Genomic DNA, 24,830 nt, shown 5'->3' on the forward strand with positions numbered 1-24,830 from the left:
AATAGAATTCTGCTATAACGGAAGTGCGTTTACAGTAACGAAAACGCGAAAAAAGAGCCTGTTCGATTCCTTTCGGACTGGCTCTTTTTGTATTCTTTTCTTTCCATCCTCTTACCATCCTACCGATCCCTAGTTTCTCGGAAATCTCATCAAACAAATCTCCACTACCCTAACTAGGCAGTGAGGTGGTCTTATTTCCTTTTTATCACATCTAGCCTCCCACTATCCGGGAGGCTTTTGACTGTATACCCCTCATAGGATTCATTGTGCGTTTGGATACTAGACATTTGCGGGTGTTTTCATGACTAAAAATACTAGCTCCCCCTCCAATAATCAATCATTTCTTAAATTGTAATCCTTTAGACATATTTATGCCCTTGAACTCATAGATCAATGTGACTAATATCACTTAAAATATGGGTGAAATATACTAATAATATCTATAAGGTAATTAATAACATTAAAAAGGGTTGGGTATTGATGGATACTAGAAAGTGTACAAATTGCTGGTGGAGTAACGGGGGGAATAATTGTTTATTCCTTGAAGAATTAAAGATGCTTGAAGAAAAACCAAGTCATGGGATGTGTTGGGGATGGCGTCCTAATGAAAAGAAGGAGAAGATGAATTATCTAGAGAAATACGGCCACGAAGTAGATAGGATCGGTAAATTACCCATCCTAAATTAATAAGAAATCTCTACCACCCAAACGGGCAGCGCGATTGTCTTATTTCTTAATCATACATCTGAAACCACACCACTACAGAATGATAAAAATTAAAGCAAACCTCCCGCTCATCTGGGAGGTTTTTGACTGTATCCTGTATAGTCTATCGTATGTTTGTGTTCCTGGTGTGCTTGTGGTGCAACCAGGTTGTTATTATTTCTGTTTTGACTTTGTTGTTGTGGCATAGATAAATTCCTCCTATGTGGTTATTCTTGGTGATTTGTAGTCTTAAATCCCCACATAGAAAGGCATTTATACGTAGACTCCCACTAGTTATTTAACATTCACTTTCATTTGTTCTGCCCATACATTAGCAGCATTTGCTCTTGCTTCATAGAGATTAATATGTTTTTGCTCTGGTGATTTTTCTATTGATGGTGTCATGATTTCCGCTTTATGTGCTAATGTGAGTACACTCCATAAAACAGAAATAAAGAGTAGTGTGTTGGCTTTTCTGACAAATCCTCTGGTTCCGTTTGACAACAATCAGGCAGAACGAGATGTGCGCATGGCCAAAATCAAACAAAAGATTTCGGGAACATTCCGAAGTGAGCACGGTCCACAAACGTTTTGTCGTCTTCGTGGATTGATTTCGACCGCCCGGAAGCAAGGACGCAACGTATTACAGACTCTGGAGCGTGCCGTTACCGGACAATCCCTTTCCTTTTTCCCAGAATAATACCGGAGGTAGTTCCGTAAGGAATTATCTCTATTTGTGCTGTCTAGCAAACAAGGTCGTAACAGGCTGAACAGTTACAATAAAGAAAGATCATCATACACTATAAGATTTATCAAAACAATTCATCCCTTTTAATTATTATTGGTTCAACCATAATGGTGATATTTCCACGATTTCTTTAACAAGTGTTACTTCGTGTCCTGAATCATACGGTCTCTTTTTAACAGAGAATGCATTTCCAGATCAATAAACTTACCCTTTACAAACTGATAGTCCCTCAACAACCCTTCCTTTTGGAATCCGATTCTCTTCAGCATCTTGATCGATGCTATATTCTCTGGCTCCACCAAGGCTTCTACACGGTTTAACTTCATCTCCGTAAAACCATAGTCCAGCATAGCTTCCAAAACCTCTGCCGCGATTCCTTGACCCCAGTATTCTTTTCCTAGGTCATATCCGATTTCTCCCCGGTGTCCTTCCTCTTTGATCCAGTTATTGTAGCCGCAGCTACCAACAAGCTCACTCGTTTCTTTCAACACGATTCCCCACCGGATTGCTTCTTTCTGAACCGCTAATCGCAGTGATCCCGGTTATCGCTCAGCGCTTGATAGAAAAATCGTTTGACAAGCGAATAGTCAACAAACCCTCTGACCATTGATACGTGTTTCAATGGCAACCTCTGAAGGAATAGCAGGAAGTATGTTTTCTAATCTAAATAACTGATCAATATGATATACGCCATGTGATAATTCCGAGCGGTAAACCGTATCTGCCACAGATACGGCAACCTTTGCGGTAATGTCGGCTTCGTTTGTTCCCTGTACTAAGCACTCGACCACAACATCCTGTCGACTCCTTTTCCCCAGCGCTTCGATTTTTACCACGTAAATTTCTTTTCCAAATTGAATCTTACCGAACAAATAAGTGACAGCATTACGAATCGGCTTTAACTTCAATAAACGAAATATTCCCGATGTTTTTAGCATCGCCAGCGAACCGGTCACCAAAGCCGAATCAAAACAGAGACGCGTTGAAACCAATGGTACACCAAGCGTTCGCGTAAGTGTATGCTGATCCGAAAAATTGAACCGATATGCCTTTCTATGCCCCAGTTCTGATCCAAAATCCGTTTTTTTTCCGTCCTTGAAGCTCGTTACTACAACCCTGCTTCCATCTTTTATAGATACGAAATCCGTGCTCAGATTATCGACTGTCCATTCGATAGCGGCTTTTCCATGCTTATCACCCAATCCCAGCATAATGAATATGTCTATCTTATCCGTCTGATCCATCAGATTTTTAGCTCGAAGAGCCAGCAGGTTTGTCAGCCCCGGAGCAAGTCCAACACTCAGTACTGCTGTTGCATGATTCGCAGCGGCTTCCTCATGAAATCCTTCCAATTGTGAAAGAAACGAACCGTTCGCAGAAACATCCACGTAATGTATTCCGCTTTTGAAACAAGTTCGAGCAAATGCAGGATCGGTCTGATCCAGACACATCACGACGAGCTTGACGTCTTTCAAAATATCCGGATCGACTGTCTCATTGATATTCAGCTGTAAAGGCCTTATCTTCCCGTTGGTTGTGCGACTGAATTGCTCAGCACGACTAAAGTTTCTTCCCGCCGCAAACACTTTACCCGGGTATAACTCCCCCAAATCTCTGCAAATCATTCTTCCCACATGACCGTATCCGCCTACTACCACGATATGATTCTTCATAGCGTTTCCCTCCCCGTTTATATAAATTGTTTTCCTGTTTTTCCTGGTCAGATATTAAGTCCGAGCACCACAAGCCCCAGCCCGGCCCCTAAAACCATGCCTGCGTTACGTGTTAAAACTTCCTTCAATCGATCCAACATGCTCTTCATAATAAATCTGTTAGCTAAGTCCCTATTCTACGGACTGTCGTCGTATCCGACAGTCCGTAGCCGAGCGGATCAGTTCAGGCATCGACGAGAATGGTTCCTTTGGCGATAGTGCTGTCAATATACACAACGGCAGCTTCGGCGTTATCCTCCAGAACAATTTCGGCATGCCCTGGGGTATCGAAATACCTGCGGGAGAAGAATCATCTTACTAAGTCTGCATCAATTCAGTTATAACAATGCCCACTTCCAACTGCTTCAGCCTGTCTGCTCCCGTAACTCCGTCATAATCCGTCATCCAGGCGACAGCAAAAATAACCTGGAACATCACAGCCGTCACGATTCCGACAATCGTAGATCGCCGCTTCAAATAATCCTACAATACGCGAACCATTTCTATATCACTCCTTTATCCGGATTGCCACCCAGGCGTCAATGAGATAAGAACCAAAGTAAGAAGCGGATTGTTCAAACCCCGCCTCTTTCAGCAGTTCCAGAACCTGCGCCGCGGGAACCGGATCGTACACGGAGCCAAAAGAGGCCATAAATCTGTCGGTCTCCTCCGGGGATACGCCGTTATCTTGCATATGCCTCACCCAGGTCCGCATTTGCAGGTCAAAAGCGGACGTACCCGGCTCCCCGTTGATTGAGGAGAGGAACAGCGGTGCTCCTGGCTTCAGTCGTTCTGCAATCTGATGCAGTATATTCCGCTTGGCAGGCAACCCCTGTATGAAATGCAACACAAGCATGCAAGTCGCCGCATCATAAAGTCGGTCGGACGGAAGGCATTCGACCGACCCTTGAATCAACGTCACCCGATCCTTCATGCCAGCTTTCTCCGCCCGTAGCTCGGCAATCTCCAGCATACGCGCAGAAGGATCAACCCCCGTAAATCTCCTCTCGCCATGTGCTGCGCCGAGCGCTACGCACTCCTGACCACCACCTGCGCCGACGATCAGAATATCCGCTGCTGCACTCTTGCTCTCTCTGTGTATGTTCAGCAATCGATTTGTTAACTCATAAAGGTACTCATAGCCTGGGATTTTCAGCGGAATCGTTTTTTCATATTGGTACACGTCCGGATGCTCCCAATTGCGGGGCCCATGTTCGTTTATGTCTGTCATCTTATCGTCTCCTCCTTGTGACGAACAGTCTGTCCGTCAATATGTTGTTTTAATTGCACGAGCTCGGATGCGGCATATTTCGGTCCGCAAGCACTGTCCACCGTCTCCAATTCGAATTCGATACGAGCAGGCGTCCCAGCAAGCAGAACGATGCGGGAACCGAGCGTCGTCGCTTCTTCGCAATCGTGCGTGGCTAGCAAAACAGTCGGTCTATCTCTGCGCCACAAGTTCAACAGCAGATCGTGCATACTCCTTCTTGCAGCGGCGTCCAGACTCTGAAACGGTTCATCCATCAGCAAAAGCGTCGGCCGAAAAGCAAACGCCCTGACCAGTGCGACTCGCTGCCTCATGCCGCCGCTTAGCTGCCCCGGATAGAAGTGAAGCGCATCGCCCAGTCCCGCCTCCTCCAGCATGGATTGCGCGTCACGGGTCGTATCCGCTGTTGCGATCAGTTCGGTTGTCCAGAGCACATTTTCTAAAGCGGTCTTGTGAGGCAGTAGACGTGGTTCCTGAAACACCATGCCGATGCGCTCTGATTCGTTGCGGTCGATGCGCCCGACTATCGGCTGCTCCAGCCCTGCGACCAAGCGCAAAAGCGTTGTCTTACCGGTGCCGGAAGCCCCCATGATACACGTGATTCGGCCTGCTTTCAGTTCTAACGAGAAGTTTTCAAATATGCGCCGACCACTGTTATACATCATGCTGATTCGTTCGAAGCGCATGTGGTTTCCCCCTCCTTCCCGATGCAGATGCACGCACCAGTCCTTCCAACCCCATCCCGAGCAACGCCACAAGCAGCGTCCAACCCATGACTTCCTCCGTCTTCAAATAGACTCTGGCCGTGTTCATGGCCGCGCCAATCCCGGTCTGGCTGCTGATCAACTCGGACATGACGACTGTCTTCCAGCCCGTGCCGATATTGATAGCGAACGCAGCGGACCAGAAAGGCAGCAGCGCGGGCCAGATAATATCTCTGACCTGTCTTGCACGCCCAATATGGAATACCGTTGCCATCTCCAACAGATCCCGCGGCACCCGTCGGATACCCTGTACCGAATTAAAAAAGAAGACCGGGAAGAGCGCAATGGATACGACGAACACTTGCGTGCCGCCGTTTGTCCCCAGCCACAGGATAGCCAGCAGCATCCAGGAGACAGGCGGCACTGCTTGTAGTAAGGACACAGCCGGTTGAATCAGCTTGTATACATACTGCTGCGATCCCGCCCACACTCCCAGACCGGCACCCAGCAAAAAAGCAACAGCAAACCCCGCAGCAAAACGAAGAAAGGTAAGCGCGAGCGGCGCCCACAGTTGCCCTGCTACAGCAAGATTGAACAGCGCACATAGCGATTCAAACGGGCCTGGGACTAGAACGAGCGGATAGACGGCGGCGATCCCTATCCAGAGAGTGATCAACATCAGATACGAATAGCAACCCGGCCATTTTTTATAAATGGTAGTAAAAATCTTCATCTGGCAGCTTGCCTCCAATCGAATCCGGGTTCATCTTGAGCAGAATATTAAAGTACCGCTCCACTTCGGACCGGGCTTCTGTCGCGTCCTTACCATTCAAGGTGATCTTCGGCAGCGCCAACCGCAGTGCCTCCTCGGACAGGCCGAGCTTCTCAGCAGCCGGCTTCAATACCTCATCCGAACCATCCTTGGTACGAGCCAACGCTTCTCGGTACAATTTACGGAATTGCGCAACTTCTTTCTTGTGACTCTTTGCCCAGCCACTGTGAACGAAAATGCCCGACTGGGGCAGATCCTCGCTGAAAATGCCTCGCCAAACCTGCTGATAGTCGACCACTTCATGCAGCGTTTCTCCCAGCTTTGCGCGCAATCCGCCAATGACTGGCTCAGGCAGGACGGCATGGCGGATCTTGCCTGCCGCCAACTGCTGCATAATGTCTGGCACTGTCCCGGCAACTAGCTTCACGCGCTGCTCCAATCCCTCCTGTCTCAGCAGGAATCTTGTCAATATTTCGGCTGGCCCTCCCTGTCCAGGAACATACACCGTCTCGTCCTGTAAATCGGCCAGCTTGCGGACTTTTGAATCGACCGAGACTAGGTACATCGAGCCCCATGTATCGACCTCCAGCAGCTGAAGCGGCAGACCCTTGGCGTGCATATTGGCACCGACGCTCAGGGAGGCGACTACAAACGGTGCATCGCCCTGCTGAACGTGGGAGAGCAACTGCTCGAACGTATCCCACATTTCTATCTTGATCTTCACTTGCGCATTAGACTGCTGTGAGACGAACATGGCCGGTATGATCGCAGGTACGCGCGGACTTAGCAGCACGACGCTCCCCTGCTCCGCCGCACCTCCAATTGCGGCTTTCTCTCCTGACCGGGCTATGCTGCTATTGGAGCAACCCGCGACCATCATGCACACCGCCAAACCTATGATCCATCCAATCCGAGCACGTTGATAGAAATCCAATAAACCTATCATCATCTTTCCAACTCCATATTTATTATTTATAATGATAATCACTATTATCAATTATAAAAAAAACCAGCATGGGCGCCATCCCTTAAATCTGGGATTTGTTGATACAGCCCGTGATACTGAAGACGCGAGGAGGCTGAATATGCATACAAAAATGGAAACCGTCAGAACTACACTGTTGAAGCTTTCCAAGGGAAAAGGTTGTTCATATACATACAGAAGGACACTTGTAAAGCTGCTTCGTCAGGCTGTCCCATTCGATGCCGCATGCTGCACTACCGTCGATCCCGAATCGTTACTTTCCACGGGTGCTCTGACTGATGAGGAAGTTGAAAGCATCCACGATAGCCTGTTTGAATACGATTACTTTAGGGAAGATTACATTCCTTATCACCAATTGGTGAAGGCAGTCGATCCGACCGCAACATTAAGCGGAGCGACAGAAGGCCAGCTGACGAGAAGCGCACGTTACAGGAATGTGCTCTCCCCTGCTGGTTTTAGCGATGAATTGAGGGCTGCACTGATGTACAAAGGGGTATGCTGGGGATATTTGACGTTGTTCCGCCGCTTCGGACGCCCGTTATTCACTGAAGAAGAGCGTGTTTTCATCGCTTCTCTCGTGCCAGTCATTGCTTTACGTTTACGCAGATCCAGCTTCGCAATTCCTGCTGAAATCGAAGCGGAATCAGAGGTGGAGCTCGGTATTCTGGTGCTAGACGAAAGACTCGGCACCCTATCAGCCAACGAGGTCGCAGACCGCTGGCTATCCCGGCTGCGCAAATGGGAACGCATCGGCGGAGCCGTACTCCCAAGACCTGTAAGGACAGCCTGCTTCCGAGCATTGTCGGTGTCTACGACGACGTCACCAGCGAAATCTTGCGTCCATCTTCCCGGATATCCCTATTTGACGATTCGCGCGAGCAAATTACACGGATTAGAACACGCTCCGCGGCTTGCCGTATCATTTGAGACGGCCGGGCCGGCAGATACGCTGCGCCTCCTAGCTGAAGCCTGCGAGCTCAGCGAACGCGAAAAACAGATACTTGATGCACTCATCAAGGGCATGTCCACCAAGGAGCTCGCGCTTTCGCTTCATATTTCCGCCTATACTGTGCAGGATCATATTAAATCCATTTTTGTCAAAACGGGAGTAACAAGCCGCAGGGAGCTCGTCTGGCGATTGTTTTCACGCTTCGGTGTTGTATAACGGACAAAAAAATGCGCCTTTTATAAATACCATCTATATTCAAACATAATCGATATCATAATTTGTCACTTTGTTCACTTGTGCAACAGACGGAATGCATATTTTGTTATCAGTCACTTTAACTGACGGTGAATTCGGAACCATCGAAACAGTGGCTTTTTGTTTTCGTCACCACCACTGTTTTGTGATCTGGATTCGCCTAATGTCATGGTGATATAAAGAAAATGGACTCACAAAAGCAGGTCATTGTATAAATAGCACCCGGAATTTTTTCCTGCTGCAACTCCGAATGCCGTTCTCCAAATAACGAAGGTGCTCTATATGGTGTTTGATTATTCGTCGGTGTTGCAAAGGAACCCATCCATGTAAGGCCTCGATATGAAGAGTCACAGCTCCACGCCTGCTCAAATAATCTGTTGCTCAATTCTAGACATAGCAAAGAGCCTCCTTTAGCGTGGGAGACTCTTCGATTCTAGCTGCATATCAAGATTCAAAAATGCTCCATTCAGCAAATCACTTACAATGATTTGAAGAAGATTGCACCAACTAGGAGGGTCTGGAGATTTTTATCACTTTCAGTTCGCCTAAGCAAACGTCTCGCCGGAAATCAAAGGTCGTTTCATCGTTACACAGCAAAAACATAAACGGTTTGCTGGCAAGCAAAAAACAGATGTTTCCCATGTAAGGTGGAGGCGTAAAGCGGGCAGCCTTAAAACTGTGTCGAAAGACTGTCTATATAAATGTTTTAGTAAGTCTTCTTGATTCTCTGAGTATGTATTTTCTTCTGCCATTACTTTTGTAATTATATTTAATTTTTACAACAATTATATTATATTTATTTTAATATCTGAAATATAATCGTTGCAGTGAATATAAGAGATGAGAGGGGCATATATGATTGGAATCCACGCATTATTATTAAACACACTTATTATTATTGCCTCTATTCTTTTATATCAAGTAAGTTGGTCTGATAAGAGGGAGACGGAAGTACACAATACATTATTCATTTCGTTACTGGCTGCAATAGCTGTTGTTTTATGTATGACGTTTCCTTTTCATTTTTTTGAAGGATATATTTATGATTTGCGATTTATTCCAATCTTTTTAAGTCTTTTTTACGGTGGATATAGAAGCTTGTTTTTTGTTAGTATCGTCTATATTGGTTATCGGTATTATTTAGGAGGGGACGGGTTTTACGCTTCGGTCACTGTATATTTTATATTCATTCCTCTATTAATTTTCTTGAAAGCGTTTTATGTGGCATATTTCAGAAGAGGAAAAATTATTTTTGGGGTTCTCTTGTCTTTCAGCTATTCTGTTACTTTTTCTGCATTTGCAATATGGGATCAAATACATAAAGCCAATACAGTTACAAATGCTCTTCTTGAATTTTTTTTCATCTACATTATTATCAACATGCTGACAATGTGGATATCCATTTATTTAATAGAAGAAATGATTAAAAATAAAAGAATAAGACAAGAAATTCAACGAGCGGAAAAAATGTATATCGTCGGTGAACTTGCGGCTGCTATGGCGCATGAGATCCGCAATCCTATTACGGTTATACAAGGGTTCACCCAGCTATTTATCAAAAATCAGATTCCCGAAAATAAAAGAGAAGAGTATTTGCAGCTCGTGGCTGAAGAGTTAAGCAGAGTAGAATCGATTATTACGGAATATTTGTCGCTTGCTAAACCAGAAGAAGAGGCAAAGACACAAATCGAAATGGGAGAACTTGTTCGTGAAGTCATTATGATTATTGAACCTTTTGGGTTATTGAAAAACGTAGAAATACAGAGTGCAGTCCCATCCCCTCTCTATTTGTCTGCTGATCCGGTCAAAATAAAGCAATGTCTAATTAATATCATGAAAAATGGGATTGAAGCGATAGAGGGGAATGGGGTATTACGGATTCATGTGGAGAGAAAAAACAACGATCTTGTAATTGAAATTCGTGATACAGGGATAGGGATGACCCCCGAAGAAACCAGTCAACTGGGCATGCCATTTTATTCAACAAAAAAGAAAGGGACTGGGCTGGGTACCATGATCTCTTATCGAATTGTCGAGGGATTAAACGGAAGAATAAGCGTAACAAGTGAAAAAGGAAAAGGGACGTGTTTTTCTATTATCCTTCCCGCAAGTAATAAAGACGAGCTACTATGCTAGGTAGCTCGTCTTTATTTTTACGATGAACGAATGTCGAAATATCAAGTACGATTTAATTTGGTGATATTTTCTAATTAATTTACTTTACGGTACGAGGCGGATGGTGGCAGAGGCCCCCCTACCTACAGAACCGTTCTGACGAGAGATTGTACCTGGTCCGAGCTACACGCCGAGCTCAGCTGCAATCTCATACTTCATCACATCTAGGGATGCGTGTGCTTATGGGGCTACCAGGTTGTTTGTTTAGTATGTGTAGACAAGCCCATTTCCCCTTTAAATGTAAACACATTAATAAGAAAGATCATACTATGGCATAGTCAAATAACTATATAATTAATGGAGGAGAGTACATGGAACGACAATTTGGGCATCACTTTGGATTTGGGCATGGATTCGGATTTGGCGGTCCCTTTGGATTTGGGCACGGATTTGGAAGACCTCCTTTTTTCAGTCCTTTCTTTTTCAGTCCGTTTTTCTTCAGCCCCTTTTTCAGTCCGTTTTTCCCTTTTCGAGAAGATTCGCCAGGTGGCATGTACCCAACGCAGCAAATGGCGCCTTACACTAATGCATCTTCACAGATGTACCCATATCAACAAATGACAGCTTATCCACAAACGCCTCAACTTCCAGAATACTCTCAGCAATACGGAGCATCTTAACAAAAAAACCTACCTCCCAATAAAAATGGGGGTAGGGATTTCTTATTTTGTCTAATAAATGCACCGTTATGTCAAATATGTCAAGGACATCGAAAGCGAATAGATGTTCTTCCGACACTTAGTAAACAGCCTGTAAATGTGTTAAACAGCGTTCTTACCACAACAATATTATTGATTAAAGAGGGTGCATTTCTTCTACCGCTTTTGCCAAAATCTATCTCGCTTTTCTGAATTTAAAAACAGAGAACACTACTAAAAAAGCTACTACACTTATACAGCCAATCACACTCACTCGATTTTCCTCACTGAATACAAAGGACAAACAAATAATACTGAGTGAAATAACCGTAAATATTGTTACATACGGGAATCCCCATACTTTAAAACCAGGAACTTTTGGATACGTATTTCGAAGCTTTAACTGTGCCAGGCAAATACTAATCCATACTAGCGATACAACAAAACCAGGAACCGCCATTAATAAACCAAATACTTTCTCCTGTGCCACATAGGCGATCATCGAGCCACCGATTAATATAACGGCGCTAAATAGTAAACTATACAGCGGCACACCTTTTTTAGATACATAAGCAAAAGCCTTCGGTGCTTCTCCCCCTGCTGCTAAAGAATGCAGCATTCGTGTACAACCGTATATCCCCGAGTTAGCTGCGGATAAGACGGCGGTAATTAAAATAAAATTCATAAAATGAGCGGAACCCTGCATACCTGCAGTTGACAATACTTGAACAAACGGGCTTGTCTGATCACTAAGCTTATCCCATGGAATCAATCCGCAGATTATCATAATAGGAAGGGTATAAAAAAGTACAATTCGTAACACTAGCCCCTTGATAACAGAAGGCAAAACACGTTCTGCATCTTCTGTTTCCGTTATCGTTAGCCCAATGAGTTCAGAACCACCATACGAAAACATAACAATAAGCAGGGCTGAAAATATTCCCATCCATCCATTCGGAAAGAAGCCACCGTTTGCTACATAATTCCCCATATAATGCGACTCAGCACTCGGGATAACCCCGAATAAAATCGATATTCCTAATATTATAAAAACAATAATCATAGCAATCTTAATTCCGGAAAGCCAAAACTCAAATTCTCCATACTTCTTTACATTCATTGTATTGATTACAATGATCAAAGCTGCACAGCTTAAGCTTAGCACCCAAAGCGGAATGAACGGAAACCAGTATTGCAAGAAACTCCCTGCCACAATGACCTCAATAATACAGACAGCCAGCCACATGAAGCAGTACAACCAGCCAATCACAAACGATACCCGCTTGCCGAATGCTTGATAAATAAAGTCCTTCATGTTCATGTTCGGATATACCATTGTCATTTCTGCAATGGCTCCCATCACAACGAGAAGTAATAGTCCTGCAAATATATAGGAAACGACCACGCCTGGTCCCGCTAACGAAACTGTCTCAGCGCTCCCCTTAAAAATACCAGTCCCTATTGCTCCTCCCATTGCCATTAAACGTATATGCCGTGGCAACAATTTCTTCTGCAGTGTTTCATGATTTGATTCCATTATTCGCTCCTTTGTTTTGAAATAATATATGTAAGTAAGTTAGAGGGCAAGTTCTTTTTAAAATAAAAAGATCGCCCCTATCACATTCACGATAGGGGCGATCTTTACCGCGGTACCACCCTAATTACAGACAAACATCGTCTACTTCTTTGTTTTGATAACGATCATATGACCGTCTTTCCCTTCATAAAAGAATGTTCCTTTACTACGAAAAAGATGCTCCGGGATCGAAATTCATGTTTACCTGTGTACTGATTTTCACCATCCATCAGCTCTCTAAAACAGGGAGATAAACACTACTAAAAACCCTTCCTAGCTTATTTATCTTGAGTTGTATATAAAACTAATTATTATATCCATAAACTATAAAGCGTATTATAGAACGTTTTTCGAGATCCTGTCAACACTTTAAAACTTATTCACATCGCCCTGTTTTTCAATTTATTTTTATCGACGACTTGTTTATCAAATCTTCTGGGCTAGCAGATTTTCTAATAGTTCTTTAAGATGAGGATGACGGTACCCTACCTGATATTCCAGACGATACATCTGACTCCAAAGGGAGTTATAAATATCTCGATATTCTTGAGGAATACATGAACCAAAGCAACTTTGAATATGAAGGAGGCGAAACTTCGCTTCATTACGCTCATCTATGCCATTTGGCAGTTCTCCTATATCAATGCGAATGATTTGTTCATTTGCTTCGTGAAGAAGTGTAAAGATCATCTCTGTTTTATTAGTAAATTCTCGACCCTCGTACAGTTGGTGAAACCTTTGCATCCTTACTCCCCCCTGTTTAATTGGTAGAAAAAACTACAAACTGGTGAATATGGCTATATATTTTTCTATTACACCTTTATTATCTCATATAATAAGTAAAATTTTACTTGTTAGTGAAAATATTCACATATTATTCTAAATTCCACTCTTACTTACGATAAAAATAATGTTTCCATTGTCTACAAATACAATATATGTATTTTGTGAATTTTTCATTAACTCCCTTTTTATTGAAGAAAAAAATGTATAATTAATACAAATAAAAAGCGAGTGTGAATAGATAATGATAAAAAGAACAGAGGAAAACGATACCATCTTTTTTGAGATACAAAAAGACATGGTTTTTACTACGGTACAATCTTATAGAGATTTATTTACACCAAAAAATATAAAACCTAATGCAAAGGTCTATATTGACATGAGCTGCGTTTTCTTTGTTGATACGACAGGAATTTCCTGCTTGACTGATTGGGTTTCTCAAATAAAAACTAAGCGAGCGACTGTTGCGTTTATAGGTGTATCAAACCATGTTGCAAAAATATTTAAGATATGTGAACTTGACTTTCTGATCGATTCCCAGTTTTGTCCGAACACTCACCAGCATACCTTATCTTTTATTTACAATAGAGTGCAGCTACACCACTAATCAAGCTAATTATCTCCACCCCCTTCCATAAGTGCGTAAATCTGTCTCGGTTGGGCAAAATATGTTCTGGGACTGCGCTAGCAAAACAGTGCTTCCCTTATCATAAAACGAGGGAGCGAGCTAAATGGCTGAAAACAACGATCGCAATCGGAACGAGACCAACACGAATAGCAACGACATTAGTGAGACTGTAGGAACCTTGGGCGGTGGTGTTGCGGGCGCTGCTGTGGGTTCCCTTTTCGGGCCGCTTGGCACCGTTGCAGGTGCCATCGCTGGCGGAGCCTTAGGTAACCAGGCGGGTGAGGGTGTTGATGGTACCGACAACGACGTGAAAAACGCGCATGATGCTGACACCAAAGACCAAACCGAATAGAATAAACAGCGCTAGTACCATCTACGAGTGAGGGAAAGCAGGTGCCATCCTGCACCCTCGCTTATTTATTGGGGCAAAAACTTCACTGAGGACCGCGCCGGGCTCTTCTTATTTCTTTAGGGAGTAATATCCGATCTTACTCATCGACTTGTAACCGATATTCCATCTTAAATAATCTCAATAAATAAGCCTCCCGGATGAGCGGGAGGCTAAAGATTATTGCACGTATTTGCCACTTAGTTGCTGCTCTGCCATCTGAACCAAGCGCTTGGTGATCTCGCCACCGACAGAACCGTTCTGGCGAGAAGTTGTATCCGGTCCGAGCTGCCCACCGAACTCAGAAGCTATTTCCTGCAACTATAATCTAATGTTTTTGCCTAACTACATATTTTTCACTTTCAGTCCCAACCAGCTCAATTTTGTAAGCTTTGAGTAATTCATCAACAGTAGGCATTATTTCTTCATCGCTCATCCCTGTTGCCTTTGCAATTTCTTCGCGACTTTTTGGAACTTCTTGTTCTTTTAGATACGTAATAACTTTTTCTTTCATGCTTATCCCTCCATTTCTTTATTTATTATGTACAATGAAAAAATATACATGTACAAAACAAAAGACCGCTCCTCTCAGAACGGCCCCTTCGCTTATAAGCTTCCCATATAGATTGTTTCTAGTCTTTAAAGCAAACAACAAGCTCATAACGCTTTGACGAACTATTCCTGCACACTTCTCCGATAGGCTGCGCTTCTACATAGATATCTTTTTCTTGTACCATAGCTGCATACTGCTTTTTTATCTCGGCCACTTTATTCATTAATTCTTGTTGAGTTATAACACCGACCTGCAAACGAGCTAATGGTCTAAAATTCATGTTCAGCAACCCCCTTTTCCTTACTAGCTTATTAAGACAAGTGGTTTTTTTGAACTGAACTTTATTTATAAAGCTGTCTCTTTCAACAAATTTCTTTTGCTTGTCTTCTCCCACCCTGCATCATTAGGAAAAGCATTATCATATTTTACATTTGCATTTATCGAAATACTGTAGCTCTTGTTCAATCGGGCAGGTTATTTCAAGAAAAACAAGGGTATCTAAATTAAATGTTTTGGATGAATTTAAGCAAAAAATAATGAACTTTAAACCATAGTTTTTTAACTAAACGGGGCATTAGTTGAAAAGAATAGAGAAACCTTCTCGTTCCACTTCTTCCGTACCCAGCGTATCTTTTCTCTTTCTCGATCGGCTATTACGTTAAAATGTTGATTTTATGTAGGAATCGTATCGTTTACATGAAGAATCCGGTCAACCCATTTACCTATTCTGCTCACCGTATTAAAATGTAATCACATGTTATCCTACCACTTTCCACTGGCATCCTTTACGGATGTCTTTTTCTTTTTTAGGAGTTTATTGAACTGTTGATTTCTGTTAGCAAAATAATCTATGATATGGCTCACCGAACAATACATAAACACACAGTTAGTTTTGAACATAAGATTTACATCATAATTTAAAACACCCTTTATCATAAGGGTGTTCTTCTAATATCTATCCCATTAAGTTACGGTGATTTTCTCCAAATAAAATATATCCACTAAATGCTTTATGGTAATTAACTTAGGCATTTCTGTTAAATTAACTTTCACAAAAATTCACATAATATTTATGATAGGATATTTATACAATTCTTCTACTTAGCAGGACACCACATTGTTTAGTAGGAAATATCTTCAAAACCCCCTCTTTTATCATCGTTTCCCAAAAAACAAAATTTCTATATGAAAAACTAGTAGTTTTCCGAGTATATCAATAATATATTAAAATTACTTAGGAGGGATTTAATATGTCAGTACAAATACAAGAAACAATACTAACATTAAAAAATTTTTTACACGAAGTTGATGCCCTCTCATATAAAGTAGAGCAAAGTAAAGAATATCATGAGATCGCTAAAGATTCCAAAATGGGAATACTATTCTTCTATGCTTACTTAAAATGCAGAAGAAGTTTTATTGCTGTGGATGAACTCGTGCAAAGTGAAGTTACAAGTAATTTCAAGCATGCATATATCGAGGCATTTCCTTTTTTACGGATAATGGCAGAATGTTATATTCACTTTTGCTATTTTACTGATGAGAAAACTGATAAACAGACTATATTAAAAGAATACGATGAAATTAAGAATAAGCAGTTAAATAAAATACTAAGAATTTCCAAAATAAATTACAGCAACAATGAAAAAGTCAGAAAACAAGAAGTCACCTATATTCGTCGTTTAAAGAATACAAAATTTAAAAAGCCATTTTTCTTTAACCAAATAAATGAATTAGCCAAAAAAACCAATAATACAAGATTGTATGAAATCATATTTACTAAATATAACCCCTATATTCACTTCAACCCTATCAATTTTACTGTCTATGGCTCTTTTAAAGATGGAAAGTTTATCTTTAATCATTTAGATGATTCTTCAAGAAGGCTAGAGGGTGAACTTTTATTTTATTGTATAGATATTATGATGAGACTGATAAGTCGTACTTGTATTTTCATTAAAATTCCTGTATTTGAAGAGTTAATAACTACCTTTGAATCCTGGAATAACATGAGAGGCAAATTTCAAACAATACTTTTTCAACAGGTCAATGAACAATAACATAACCAATTATCCCCTGAATAAATAATATTCAACGTATGTTAATCAATATCTAATAAGTGATATTAACGTATATGGAACTACCGACAAAACTCTCTTAATAGTATGGTGATATGGCGGTAGGACCGCTACCGTCTTTTCCCTTCGTTATCGCTTCTAAATTCACTCCATAGTCTGTCTATAGAAGTGCTATCAGGTTTCTATGGATATAAAATTACCCAAAAGGTACAAACCACCCCCCTCATCTTAAAATCCATCATCCAGAAACCCAGTATTTATGCGGTATCCTTATCCTCATTCTCTCGATAAAAGTCTGATTTCATCTGGTGGCTCATATAACGTGTTGCAGCATCCGCTTCCTATCTTGAATTAAAAAAGCCACTACATGAGCGACTTATTTTTTCTCCTTCTCCATATGGAATGTTACTTCATACTCATACTCTGATGCTAAACTCCAAATCGCTGAGCCTGCCACGCTTGTGATAACACTAATGATAATACTGATAATGATTGCTTTTATACTCATGAATAAATCCATCGTTTTTAGGAAAAGCATCTTGGATGAATCATTAAAGAGTTTTGACTTATATCCCTGCTTATAACAGAAATTTTTCTTTATGTACATCTTCATACAACCAAAATGTGTGATTATAGCTTGCCAGTATGGAGAATATCACACCACATCGTTTCCACCATTCGTTTTGTAAGAATCTTGCCAATGCAGGAGTTTCGCTTGAAGTGATATGCAAACTAGCGCGGCACGAATCCATTGAAACAACTAAGATATATGTTGACCCTTCACACGCTGAGATGGTGCAAGCGTTACGGAATATGTAATGAAGAAAAAAAGCCTTGTTGTTTAAATACAGTAGGGCTTCCTATAGATAGAACTTCTCTTTTATTGAACTATTGAATCCCGTTAGTTAAATAAATTTGTTGTCTGTTTTTATTGAGTGTCTTCGTCGCTTTTGTACTCCAAAATATCACCTGGCTGACAATCCAAAGTCTTACATATCGCTTCTAATGTTGAAAAACGAACCGCTTTTGCTTTCCCATTTTTCAGAATGGAAAGATTGGCCATAGTAATTCCAACCCTCTCCGAAAGTTCTGTTACGCTCATTTTCCTTTTTGCCAACATCACATCAACATTGATGATAATCGCCATGATATTCACCTCAGATCGTTAAATCATTTTCTGATTTCATATTAATAGCTTCTTGTAAAAGTCTTTGGAGAACAGCAGCAAAAACGGCGATCACCATAGAGGCGAAAATAATGACCAATCCGATTGGTATGATACCTGGAGGGTCAACTCTTTCCGCCATGAGATAGTAGAGTGGCATACCTAGCAGGTACAAGGTACTGATCGTGATGGCACAGTATTTTATATTCTTTAAAGCCTTTACCGATAATTCCGAGAACGCTTGGTTCTTATCAATATAGCTTAAAAGTTTAAAAGCTTGATACAGAGCAAAGTAAAAAGGTATCGCTGCCGCGTACATATCGATTAAAACGAGAGATTTCATATAAGCAATATCTGGATACAATTCTCCAGCAAAATTCCCGATCTTAGGCACCAAAAATATGCACAATGCAAGAACTGGGATTCCTATAAAAATAACAGCTAGCTTTAAAAACAATGTCTTAACTTGTTTCATAAAAAGCACCTCACTAATTTAATTACAAAATGACTTTAACACACAATTTATCGTTTCACAATAAATTCATATCGTTTTTTATTATATTATTATTGTTAATCGAATATCCTTTTTATTTTAAGCAAAAAATAAAAAGCATTTCTCATTACAAAGAAATGCTCTTACTTTAAAATGTTAAATTTACAACTTGTTCAACAAAACTGCCCGTTAGTTGAACAAAATCCATGTTTTATTTATTTCCTTTTTGCTTTTCTAGCAGTTCAGTAATTTGCTCGTTCTTCTCTTTAGAATCCTTTTGTAACAATTGGATAAATTTCATTATATTCCAAAGAAGAAGTGTTACAACAAAGAGTTCAACTTCTATAATCCCCATTGCTAACATTCTCCCTCCAATAAAATTAATCTTTCATTCACCCTATACATTTGAAATTATTAGACCGCTAAAAACCATCAGGAAATTAAAAGTTATATGCCATATTAAAGCCGGGATAATGCTCTTAGACTGAACTGTTACACCGCCATAAAAAAATCCACCGATAGAAAAAGTAATACACATAGCCCAAGAGAATCCAAGTGAATAGTGTTGTAAACCAAATCCTAAACTTGTTATTATAACTGCCCACTTGTCTCCCAACTGTTCTGAAAAACGACTTAGTAATACACCTCTCCATATAAATTCTTCAAATACTGCATTCGTAATGGAAAATATAATTGCTACTAACCAAATATCTTGAATAAATCCCCATCCATTTCGAATCATAAATGGTGTAAATGTGACAATATTTATTGCTAACGCTATAAGTAGAAAATATTTTATTTTTACTTGATGAAAACCCGACCATGTGAGAGGAAAATGAATCATTTCGTTCCATTTTGGCTTATTCCAATAATGTAAGAGTGGGGATTTATATAAAAGAGATAGTCCTAAAAACGGCAAAAGAATCAAAAGCAATGCCAATCTATTTAAGAATATATGTAATTCTCTAGAGTGGGCATTAAGAAACCAATGAGAGCTAGCATATAAATATAAAAAGAATCCGATACCAAAAAATATACTAGTGAGAATAAATAATCTAACACTTTTACCTTGCGTTAAAAAGAGTATGGCTGAAAAGATTCCCCATATACTTAGGAGTACATAATTACTAGTTTGAACTAAAGCAACAAGAGATACAAACAATAATAAAAGAACAGTATTTCTAAGCTGCCCCTTATCTATGACTATCCCTCCCTGTCTTAAATAAACGGTCTTAGAACCGTAAAATCATTTTTAAATCAAATTCATGTTCTATTTAATTACTTCATTTTTCTTTTTAATAATAAATAGATATCTATCAATGTTCCTGCTATTAGTCCTAAAAAAATGTCCCTGCTTAAAGGTGCTTCACTTAACCCATAACAAAAAATTGAAAATATCCCTGCTATAATTGCTAAGATAATAGTATACATTTCAATTAGACCCTTCTCTTTTAATAATAAAGCTTATATGCTTCCATTCTTTTTAAACGAGCTTCAAATTGAGCTTTAGGGATAAGGTATCCTTTCCCGTTGTTAATAGCTGGTGGAATAAAATCAATTTGTTTATTGCGAATCCACTTATATACGGCTGGTTTTGACACACGTAAAAGCTCTGCTGTTTCTTCAACGGTTAACATGTCTTTATCTGTATTTTTTTCTTCAAGTGTAAGCTGGTCATTGCTTGCAGGAGTAACACAAACGGAGCCAGTACTACTGATATCAATTTCCTTTTCTTCTTCTGTTGAAGGGATGCAAAAGGCGATTTCCACATTAGAACGTTTTTGTAAAAAGTCTAACTAGGCGAATGGGTGACAGCTCCTTTTTTATTGAACTATAGATGCTCGTTACTTCTTAAAAATCATTAGTTGCCCTTTTCCCACAGAAACAATCAAAGAGTCATGGGCGTCTGAATTTCTAATAACGTTAATAAATTCAGTAACTTCTTCCCTATGAGAATTTACGTTATCGACGACTAGTAGAGACTTATCTTTGAGAATTCGATTCAAGTCTCCCCACCAATTAATATATTGCTTTCGATCAGAATCTAAAAAAATAAAATCAAATGCCCCATCCGCCTGCTCCTTAATAAATTCCACTGCATCTCCCTTATGCAAAGTAATCGTACTCTCTAATCCAGCTTTTCTAAAGTTATCTACTGCCATTGTTGCCTTATTATCATCAAATTCTATCGTGGTTACATGCCCTTTGGCATCTAAGAAATTTTGAGCTAACCATATTGTTGAGTATCCGTTAGAAGTACCTACTTCTAAAATATTTGTAGCTTTACTACTCTTAATTAAAATAGAAAGGAACTCCCCTGTATCTTTTGTTATATTTTTCATTCTTAATGCACTGTCGTTAGTATTTGCGTCGTTATGTATTCCGAAAGATTCCAGCTCATTCAACAATATCTCGATATTTTTTTGCATCGCTTTTCCCCCGACATTAAATTTCGATTTTTACTATTTAAACTAACTTTTTAATTCAATTTTACATCACCTCCTTCAAACATGAAATATTTTTCCAAAAGAAAAAGAGCAGCCTATTCGCTACTCTTTACTGGTTTGTTAGCATATTTAATTCTACATATAGCTATTCTTCATCGTTCCACTCAATTGGTATCTTCACGTAATTTCCAGTAAATGCATCAACATAATCGATTGCATTTTCAAAATGTTCCCACCTGTACGTCAGGATTGGAGCGGGGCCATCCTGACCAAAGTAGGATGGCCATAAGTACTCCAGCTTTAGCTTTTTGTTTTGCAGGAAGGATTCAGTCGCTTTTTCTTTTGACACGATTCCCTCTGGCACAGGAAGAGAGAGCTTTTCTTTATATGGAACAATCGAAAAACTGATCACCTTTCCGGTTACTGCGTCAACGGTCACAATGTATGAACGGTCCATGATCGGGATACCCTCATGGCGTTCCTGGAACAAGAAATGATGATTTTTCCGTTCGTTTCTTAAAAATGTATCGTTTTTTTCCTTGTCCGCCCAGGCTGGAGGCTGTTCCTCTTCAAATATCATATAGTGGACCTCCAGTTCCTTAGCTGTAGGACTGGAATATTTTTCAATGAATGCAAGTGCTGTTGGGAAAGCCTCTTCCTTGCTGACTGTTGCTGGGCGATTGTTTTCTTCATTTATATCTAGGCTTGCATTCGTAATTAAACCACTTGCTTTTTCAACGCTTACATTAATACTACTGTCTTTTTGGTTGCTCCCATAATAGTGGGTGTATGGATCTTGTTCTCTACTAGTAGAAGAGGGCATATCGCTTTTTTGTATCCGCATCTGGCTAAAGTCCAAGTCGAACACTTTACTTAATATTTCTGCTGTTTCTTTTTCTGAATGAGTGATTAACTTATTCCCTTGCGGATGGATGTGCACAATTTTCCACGGAGCCAAAAAGGGAGAGGCTTGTTTAAGTTCTTCTCCTGTCATACTGTTAATTGGCTTGCCGGTTTGAGCATCGAAAGTTCCATATACATTCAGCAAATCATAGCGCAGTACCGGTTTTGTTTTTTGTGTGCCTTTCTGAGGGTAGCCATATGTTTCCGGCTGTTCCTCCTCGTACTGGAGCGCAAGATTATCTGCCGTAATGAGCTGCTTTTTCATATCCTCAGCCGATCGAATATGATCAGTGGTTGGAACCGATATATTTTTTAGATTGGGTGGATTGTAATCAAACCGTACAACATGTCCTGCACCATCTACTTCCATACAAGGGAATTCACGACTCGAAACAGGAATGTTATTGAGAACAAGCGGGAATTGAACTCGACGTTCTGCCCATGTAGTTGGTTTTTGGTCTTTGTCATACGATGTAGATGATCCGCTCCCCGTTGAGGTAGGTTCACCAAATTGTTTTCGCCCTTCAGCACCCAGCCAGCTGATAAGGAACTGCTCGGCTTTCTCTTTCGCTAATGCGGTAGACGGTTTTTTCTCAGAGGCCCATTCTTTTATTTTTAGATCAAACGAACGGAGCTCTCCTGTTTTCATATCGAATGTCAGGTATGCGCTAGGGCCAATCATTCCATCATTCGAATCGTCTGCAAGCGAGACGGAAAAAATTTTGCTAGTCTCATTTGGACTACTCATCTGAATATGCAGTTGTTTAAAGGCGGGTTGCAGCGCGAAAAGCTTGCCCATCGTTTTTTGAATCGCTGGCGGGATCGGAGCTATTTCCGAAGTAACGGCTACTTGTTCGACAGCAGTCGGTGTGTTCCCTTGCTCTGCGGCCAGAACCGTTCCTGTCGGAAGCAGTGTGGCTGTCAGCAGAAGTGCGGTGAATGATCGTTTCATTGTATCTCCCCTTTACTATGTAAAAATTACAATATATTACCATGATACCGATAAATCAAATGATTTCAACAATATTTTCCAATATAAAAAAGACAGCTTTATGTAGCCGCCTTTGATTTGTATTGTCCATATGCAGATGGCTACTACTTAAAAAGAGACAGCTCCTTTCTGCTGTCTCCCTCACGTCTTTATTCTTGTGTGATCCATGCCCACGCTTCATTCTGCTGTTCTGGATCAAAGTACTTTATATCGGCTTTAATGAAGTGATCTTCTAGTTCAATAATAGGCTTCATCCACTTACGATCACTTACTACAGCAATTTTGTCGTAATACCGATAGAACTCCTTATTAAATTCGATCTTTCCTAAAATAGAATCCCAGGAAAACCCTGTATATTCCCCGACAATAACCAGCATTCGAATCTTCCCGTAACGATCGACTGCTTCCTGGAAAGCTTGCTCAATATCCTTGTAGTCCTTTCTTGTTATCTTTTCACTAACTTCAATCGCTACAACAGCATCGTTACGACTTTCCATCACTTTTATCATAGAAGTCACCTTCCCTTCCCTATTTCTATTCGATATAGAGGTAGACTATCCTTGCGCTATATAACGAAATTCATGACAAAACTTAAAAAGCGATCAGGAACCCTTTATACATTTTTCTGATTGGCAAGTGCAGAGCGTTCGTGACGCTCTGTAGCGTGTCATACTGAGCACCTAGCATGGAGTTATAGAAGAGATTATTTCCCCATAATTCCTTTGCTCCTCGCATACTATATCTGTATATAAATCCCCCTATATACAGATAGGAGTGTATATGAATAAAAATAATAAAAGTAACAACAATGAGAAAAGCACGGAAAACAAAGGTGAGATCTTACAGCTAATCGGACAATTTCTATCTGCAGTAGGTGACTCTATTCAATTAATTGGACAATCCATTTCCCTAAAAGAAAATAGTATACAACAAGCTCAACAAGAAAAAGATCAGCAACAAACGCAAGATCAACTTGATAAAATGCAGAAACAACTTAATCAGCTACAAGAAGAACTAAAGCAATTAAAAAGAAGACCAAACAAAAGCTGAAAAGCATTGGTGCTGTCACCAAGTTTTCCATTCTGACATAATCGTTCAAATTGAAGTAACATTTTGGAATCAACTTTCGTATAAACAAGAAACACGTATACCAGGAGGATCGTCATGCCCCGCTTATTGCAGTTCATCTGGTTCCAGCTTGCTGCTCTTTATTCCCGATTCCAGACGCTTATTCTGACCATTTTCGTCCTTGGCATGCTTGACTTTATGGTGTATTCGGATGCTCTTATGGCTTCCCTTGCACTCCCAGAATTAACGCCCCTTGTCATCATTGGCCTGCTAATCTTTGGTGTGTTCAAATATGTTTTCTATCGGAAGCATAAGGGATAGACTGGATTTCGCGACCTATCTCAGGACATACTCCGCTAATACACTTTGTAGTTCATAAATATTCAAATTCTTATTGAATTGCTTTTGGATAGGCGTTTGACTTCCAGAAATCCATATTTTTAGCTCGGCATCCAGGTCAAAACTACCCGCTGTCTCGATGCTAAAATGAGTGATACTTCGATACGGAACGGAATGATACTCGATCTTTTTCCCTGTTAAGCCTTGCTTATCAACAAGAATCAAACGCTTATTCGTGAAAATGAACATATCACGAATTAATTTATACGCCTTATCAATGTTTTCACTCTTCGCTAAAACATGTGCAAACTCTCTTTGTACCTCTGCAACATTAACTTCTGAAGCATTTCCCATAAATCCGTCAAAAAAACCCATATCAAATTTTCCTCCTTATCCACAATTTCTTATGGTAAAATAAGCTCTATAAAGCCTGTTCGATCCAATCGGACGGGCTTTTTCACTAAATACTTCCACTAAGCATATGAGAACATACAGGGAGAGGGACCCT

General features: G+C 40.6%; 30 protein-coding genes, 2 pseudogenes and 1 other annotated feature. Of the genes and pseudogenes, 10 read left to right on the forward strand and 22 right to left on the reverse strand.

Annotated elements, in window-relative coordinates:
- Positions 1-1,159: 1,159 nt before the first annotated feature.
- Positions 1,160-1,405 (forward strand): annotated as a pseudogene (locus CB4_RS15695) (IS66 family transposase); the annotation flags it as partial.
- Positions 1,406-1,593: 188 nt separating this feature from the next.
- On the opposite strand, the gene CB4_RS15700 reads toward CB4_RS15695, so the two are convergent.
- From CB4_RS15700 to CB4_RS15725, 7 genes are all read right to left on the reverse strand, one after another.
- Complete coding sequence (locus CB4_RS15700) at positions 1,594-1,944, reverse strand: GNAT family N-acetyltransferase (RefSeq protein WP_157738011.1); 351 nt, start codon at positions 1,942-1,944, stop codon at positions 1,594-1,596.
- Positions 1,945-2,040: 96 nt separating this feature from the next.
- Positions 2,041-3,126, reverse strand: coding sequence for a saccharopine dehydrogenase family protein (locus tag CB4_RS15705; RefSeq protein WP_096466691.1), 1,086 nt, complete (start codon positions 3,124-3,126; stop codon positions 2,041-2,043).
- Positions 3,127-3,483: 357 nt separating this feature from the next.
- Positions 3,484-3,642 carry a hypothetical protein gene (locus CB4_RS21130; RefSeq protein WP_157738012.1) on the reverse strand — a complete coding sequence of 53 codons (159 nt, stop codon included), beginning with the start codon at positions 3,640-3,642 and terminating at the stop codon, positions 3,484-3,486.
- Between the two features lie 31 nt (positions 3,643-3,673).
- Positions 3,674-4,396: a class I SAM-dependent methyltransferase gene (locus tag CB4_RS15710; RefSeq protein WP_096466692.1), complete on the reverse strand. Its 723-nt coding sequence runs from the start codon at positions 4,394-4,396 to the stop codon at positions 3,674-3,676.
- A complete protein-coding gene (locus CB4_RS15715) occupies positions 4,393-5,118 on the reverse strand; it encodes an ABC transporter ATP-binding protein (protein ID WP_096466693.1) in 726 nt (241 codons plus the stop codon). The genes CB4_RS15710 and CB4_RS15715 overlap by 4 nt, the downstream gene beginning before the upstream one ends.
- Positions 5,087-5,887, reverse strand: coding sequence for an ABC transporter permease (locus CB4_RS15720; protein WP_146226568.1), 801 nt, complete (start codon positions 5,885-5,887; stop codon positions 5,087-5,089). Before CB4_RS15720 ends, CB4_RS15715 begins: the two co-directional genes overlap by 32 nt.
- Positions 5,844-6,896 (reverse strand): ABC transporter substrate-binding protein, encoded by a 1,053-nt coding sequence (locus CB4_RS15725; protein WP_231956038.1) that lies wholly within the window; start codon positions 6,894-6,896, stop codon positions 5,844-5,846. The genes CB4_RS15720 and CB4_RS15725 overlap by 44 nt, the downstream gene beginning before the upstream one ends.
- Positions 6,897-6,993: 97 nt before the next feature.
- Here CB4_RS15725 and CB4_RS15730 point away from each other — a divergent pair, with 97 nt between their 5' ends.
- The 3 genes from CB4_RS15730 (at position 6,994) to CB4_RS21140 (ending at position 10,892) form a co-directional block, all read left to right on the forward strand.
- Positions 6,994-8,058, forward strand: coding sequence for a helix-turn-helix transcriptional regulator (locus tag CB4_RS15730; protein WP_096466696.1), 1,065 nt, complete (start codon positions 6,994-6,996; stop codon positions 8,056-8,058).
- Positions 8,059-8,952: 894 nt separating this feature from the next.
- Positions 8,953-10,233, forward strand: a complete 1,281-nt coding sequence (locus tag CB4_RS15735; protein WP_231956039.1) for an ATP-binding protein — start codon at positions 8,953-8,955, stop codon at positions 10,231-10,233.
- 350 nt (positions 10,234-10,583) lie between these two features.
- Entirely contained in the window at positions 10,584-10,892 is a 309-nt protein-coding gene (locus CB4_RS21140) for a hypothetical protein (protein ID WP_110546201.1), read from the forward strand.
- 214 nt (positions 10,893-11,106) lie between these two features.
- Here CB4_RS21140 and CB4_RS15745 read toward each other — a convergent pair whose 3' ends face one another.
- Complete coding sequence (locus CB4_RS15745) at positions 11,107-12,447, reverse strand: amino acid permease (RefSeq protein WP_096466698.1); 1,341 nt, start codon at positions 12,445-12,447, stop codon at positions 11,107-11,109.
- A 90-nt stretch (positions 12,448-12,537) separates the two neighbouring features.
- Positions 12,538-12,770 (reverse strand) — a binding site (T-box leader).
- 142 nt (positions 12,771-12,912) lie between these two features.
- Complete coding sequence (locus CB4_RS15750; protein ID WP_096466699.1) at positions 12,913-13,230, reverse strand: hypothetical protein; 318 nt, start codon at positions 13,228-13,230, stop codon at positions 12,913-12,915.
- Between the two features lie 337 nt (positions 13,231-13,567).
- Between CB4_RS15750 and CB4_RS22075 the strand changes: the two genes are divergently transcribed.
- Both CB4_RS22075 and CB4_RS15760 read left to right on the forward strand, forming a co-directional pair.
- A complete protein-coding gene (locus tag CB4_RS22075; protein ID WP_408607754.1) occupies positions 13,568-13,876 on the forward strand; it encodes an STAS domain-containing protein in 309 nt (102 codons plus the stop codon).
- A gap of 124 nt (positions 13,877-14,000) precedes the next feature.
- The gene (locus CB4_RS15760; protein ID WP_096466703.1) at positions 14,001-14,249 is read left to right on the forward strand and encodes a glycine zipper 2TM domain-containing protein; all 249 of its coding nucleotides are present in this window, start codon (positions 14,001-14,003) and stop codon (positions 14,247-14,249) included.
- 216 nt (positions 14,250-14,465) lie between these two features.
- On the opposite strand, the pseudogene CB4_RS15765 reads toward CB4_RS15760, so the two are convergent.
- From CB4_RS15765 to CB4_RS21675, 3 genes and pseudogenes are all read right to left on the reverse strand, one after another.
- Positions 14,466-14,600 (reverse strand): annotated as a pseudogene (locus CB4_RS15765) (small, acid-soluble spore protein, alpha/beta type); the annotation flags it as partial.
- A gap of 13 nt (positions 14,601-14,613) precedes the next feature.
- Positions 14,614-14,799, reverse strand: a complete 186-nt coding sequence (locus CB4_RS15770; protein ID WP_096466707.1) for a transcription initiation factor IIE subunit beta family protein — start codon at positions 14,797-14,799, stop codon at positions 14,614-14,616.
- Positions 14,800-14,917: 118 nt separating this feature from the next.
- Positions 14,918-15,232 carry a hypothetical protein gene (locus CB4_RS21675; protein ID WP_231956040.1) on the reverse strand — a complete coding sequence of 105 codons (315 nt, stop codon included), beginning with the start codon at positions 15,230-15,232 and terminating at the stop codon, positions 14,918-14,920.
- A gap of 856 nt (positions 15,233-16,088) precedes the next feature.
- Here CB4_RS21675 and CB4_RS15780 point away from each other — a divergent pair.
- On the forward strand, positions 16,089-16,898 hold the full coding sequence (locus CB4_RS15780) for a DUF5677 domain-containing protein (RefSeq protein ID WP_096466711.1): 810 nt from the start codon (positions 16,089-16,091) through the stop codon (positions 16,896-16,898).
- 394 nt (positions 16,899-17,292) lie between these two features.
- Here CB4_RS15780 and CB4_RS21905 read toward each other — a convergent pair whose 3' ends face one another.
- Entirely contained in the window at positions 17,293-17,424 is a 132-nt protein-coding gene (locus CB4_RS21905; RefSeq protein WP_258365611.1) for a hypothetical protein, read from the reverse strand.
- 137 nt (positions 17,425-17,561) lie between these two features.
- On the opposite strand from CB4_RS21905, the gene CB4_RS15790 reads away from it, so the two are divergent.
- On the forward strand, positions 17,562-17,735 hold the full coding sequence (locus CB4_RS15790) for a tyrosine-type recombinase/integrase (protein WP_096466714.1): 174 nt from the start codon (positions 17,562-17,564) through the stop codon (positions 17,733-17,735).
- A gap of 109 nt (positions 17,736-17,844) precedes the next feature.
- Here CB4_RS15790 and CB4_RS15795 read toward each other — a convergent pair whose 3' ends face one another.
- From CB4_RS15795 to CB4_RS15825, 8 genes are all read right to left on the reverse strand, one after another.
- The gene (locus CB4_RS15795; protein ID WP_028776701.1) at positions 17,845-18,063 is read right to left on the reverse strand and encodes a helix-turn-helix domain-containing protein; all 219 of its coding nucleotides are present in this window, start codon (positions 18,061-18,063) and stop codon (positions 17,845-17,847) included.
- A gap of 10 nt (positions 18,064-18,073) precedes the next feature.
- A complete protein-coding gene (locus CB4_RS15800; RefSeq protein ID WP_096466716.1) occupies positions 18,074-18,556 on the reverse strand; it encodes a DUF2975 domain-containing protein in 483 nt (160 codons plus the stop codon).
- A 229-nt stretch (positions 18,557-18,785) separates the two neighbouring features.
- The gene (locus CB4_RS21145; RefSeq protein WP_157738013.1) at positions 18,786-18,938 is read right to left on the reverse strand and encodes a hypothetical protein; all 153 of its coding nucleotides are present in this window, start codon (positions 18,936-18,938) and stop codon (positions 18,786-18,788) included.
- 33 nt (positions 18,939-18,971) lie between these two features.
- Positions 18,972-19,736, reverse strand: a complete 765-nt coding sequence (locus tag CB4_RS15805) for a CPBP family intramembrane glutamic endopeptidase (RefSeq protein ID WP_231956041.1) — start codon at positions 19,734-19,736, stop codon at positions 18,972-18,974.
- Between the two features lie 289 nt (positions 19,737-20,025).
- A complete protein-coding gene (locus CB4_RS15810) occupies positions 20,026-20,343 on the reverse strand; it encodes a helix-turn-helix domain-containing protein (protein WP_096466720.1) in 318 nt (105 codons plus the stop codon).
- Positions 20,344-20,418: 75 nt separating this feature from the next.
- Positions 20,419-21,003: an O-methyltransferase gene (locus CB4_RS15815; protein WP_096466721.1), complete on the reverse strand. Its 585-nt coding sequence runs from the start codon at positions 21,001-21,003 to the stop codon at positions 20,419-20,421.
- 163 nt (positions 21,004-21,166) lie between these two features.
- Entirely contained in the window at positions 21,167-22,876 is a 1,710-nt protein-coding gene (locus tag CB4_RS15820; protein WP_096466722.1) for a YcdB/YcdC domain-containing protein, read from the reverse strand.
- Positions 22,877-23,064: 188 nt separating this feature from the next.
- The gene (locus CB4_RS15825; RefSeq protein ID WP_096466724.1) at positions 23,065-23,424 is read right to left on the reverse strand and encodes a SpoIIAA family protein; all 360 of its coding nucleotides are present in this window, start codon (positions 23,422-23,424) and stop codon (positions 23,065-23,067) included.
- Between the two features lie 271 nt (positions 23,425-23,695).
- On the opposite strand from CB4_RS15825, the gene CB4_RS15830 reads away from it, so the two are divergent.
- Both CB4_RS15830 and CB4_RS15835 read left to right on the forward strand, forming a co-directional pair.
- Positions 23,696-23,965 (forward strand): hypothetical protein, encoded by a 270-nt coding sequence (locus CB4_RS15830; RefSeq protein ID WP_096466726.1) that lies wholly within the window; start codon positions 23,696-23,698, stop codon positions 23,963-23,965.
- A gap of 114 nt (positions 23,966-24,079) precedes the next feature.
- Positions 24,080-24,304: a hypothetical protein gene (locus tag CB4_RS15835; protein ID WP_096466727.1), complete on the forward strand. Its 225-nt coding sequence runs from the start codon at positions 24,080-24,082 to the stop codon at positions 24,302-24,304.
- A gap of 15 nt (positions 24,305-24,319) precedes the next feature.
- Here the strand turns inward: CB4_RS15835 and CB4_RS15840 are convergent, their stop codons facing one another.
- A complete protein-coding gene (locus tag CB4_RS15840) occupies positions 24,320-24,697 on the reverse strand; it encodes a PH domain-containing protein (protein WP_096466729.1) in 378 nt (125 codons plus the stop codon).
- Positions 24,698-24,830: the final 133 nt, after the last annotated feature.

The sequence above is a fragment of the Aneurinibacillus soli genome (assembly GCF_002355375.1).
Classification (GTDB): Bacteria; Bacillota; Bacilli; order Aneurinibacillales; family Aneurinibacillaceae; genus Aneurinibacillus; species Aneurinibacillus soli.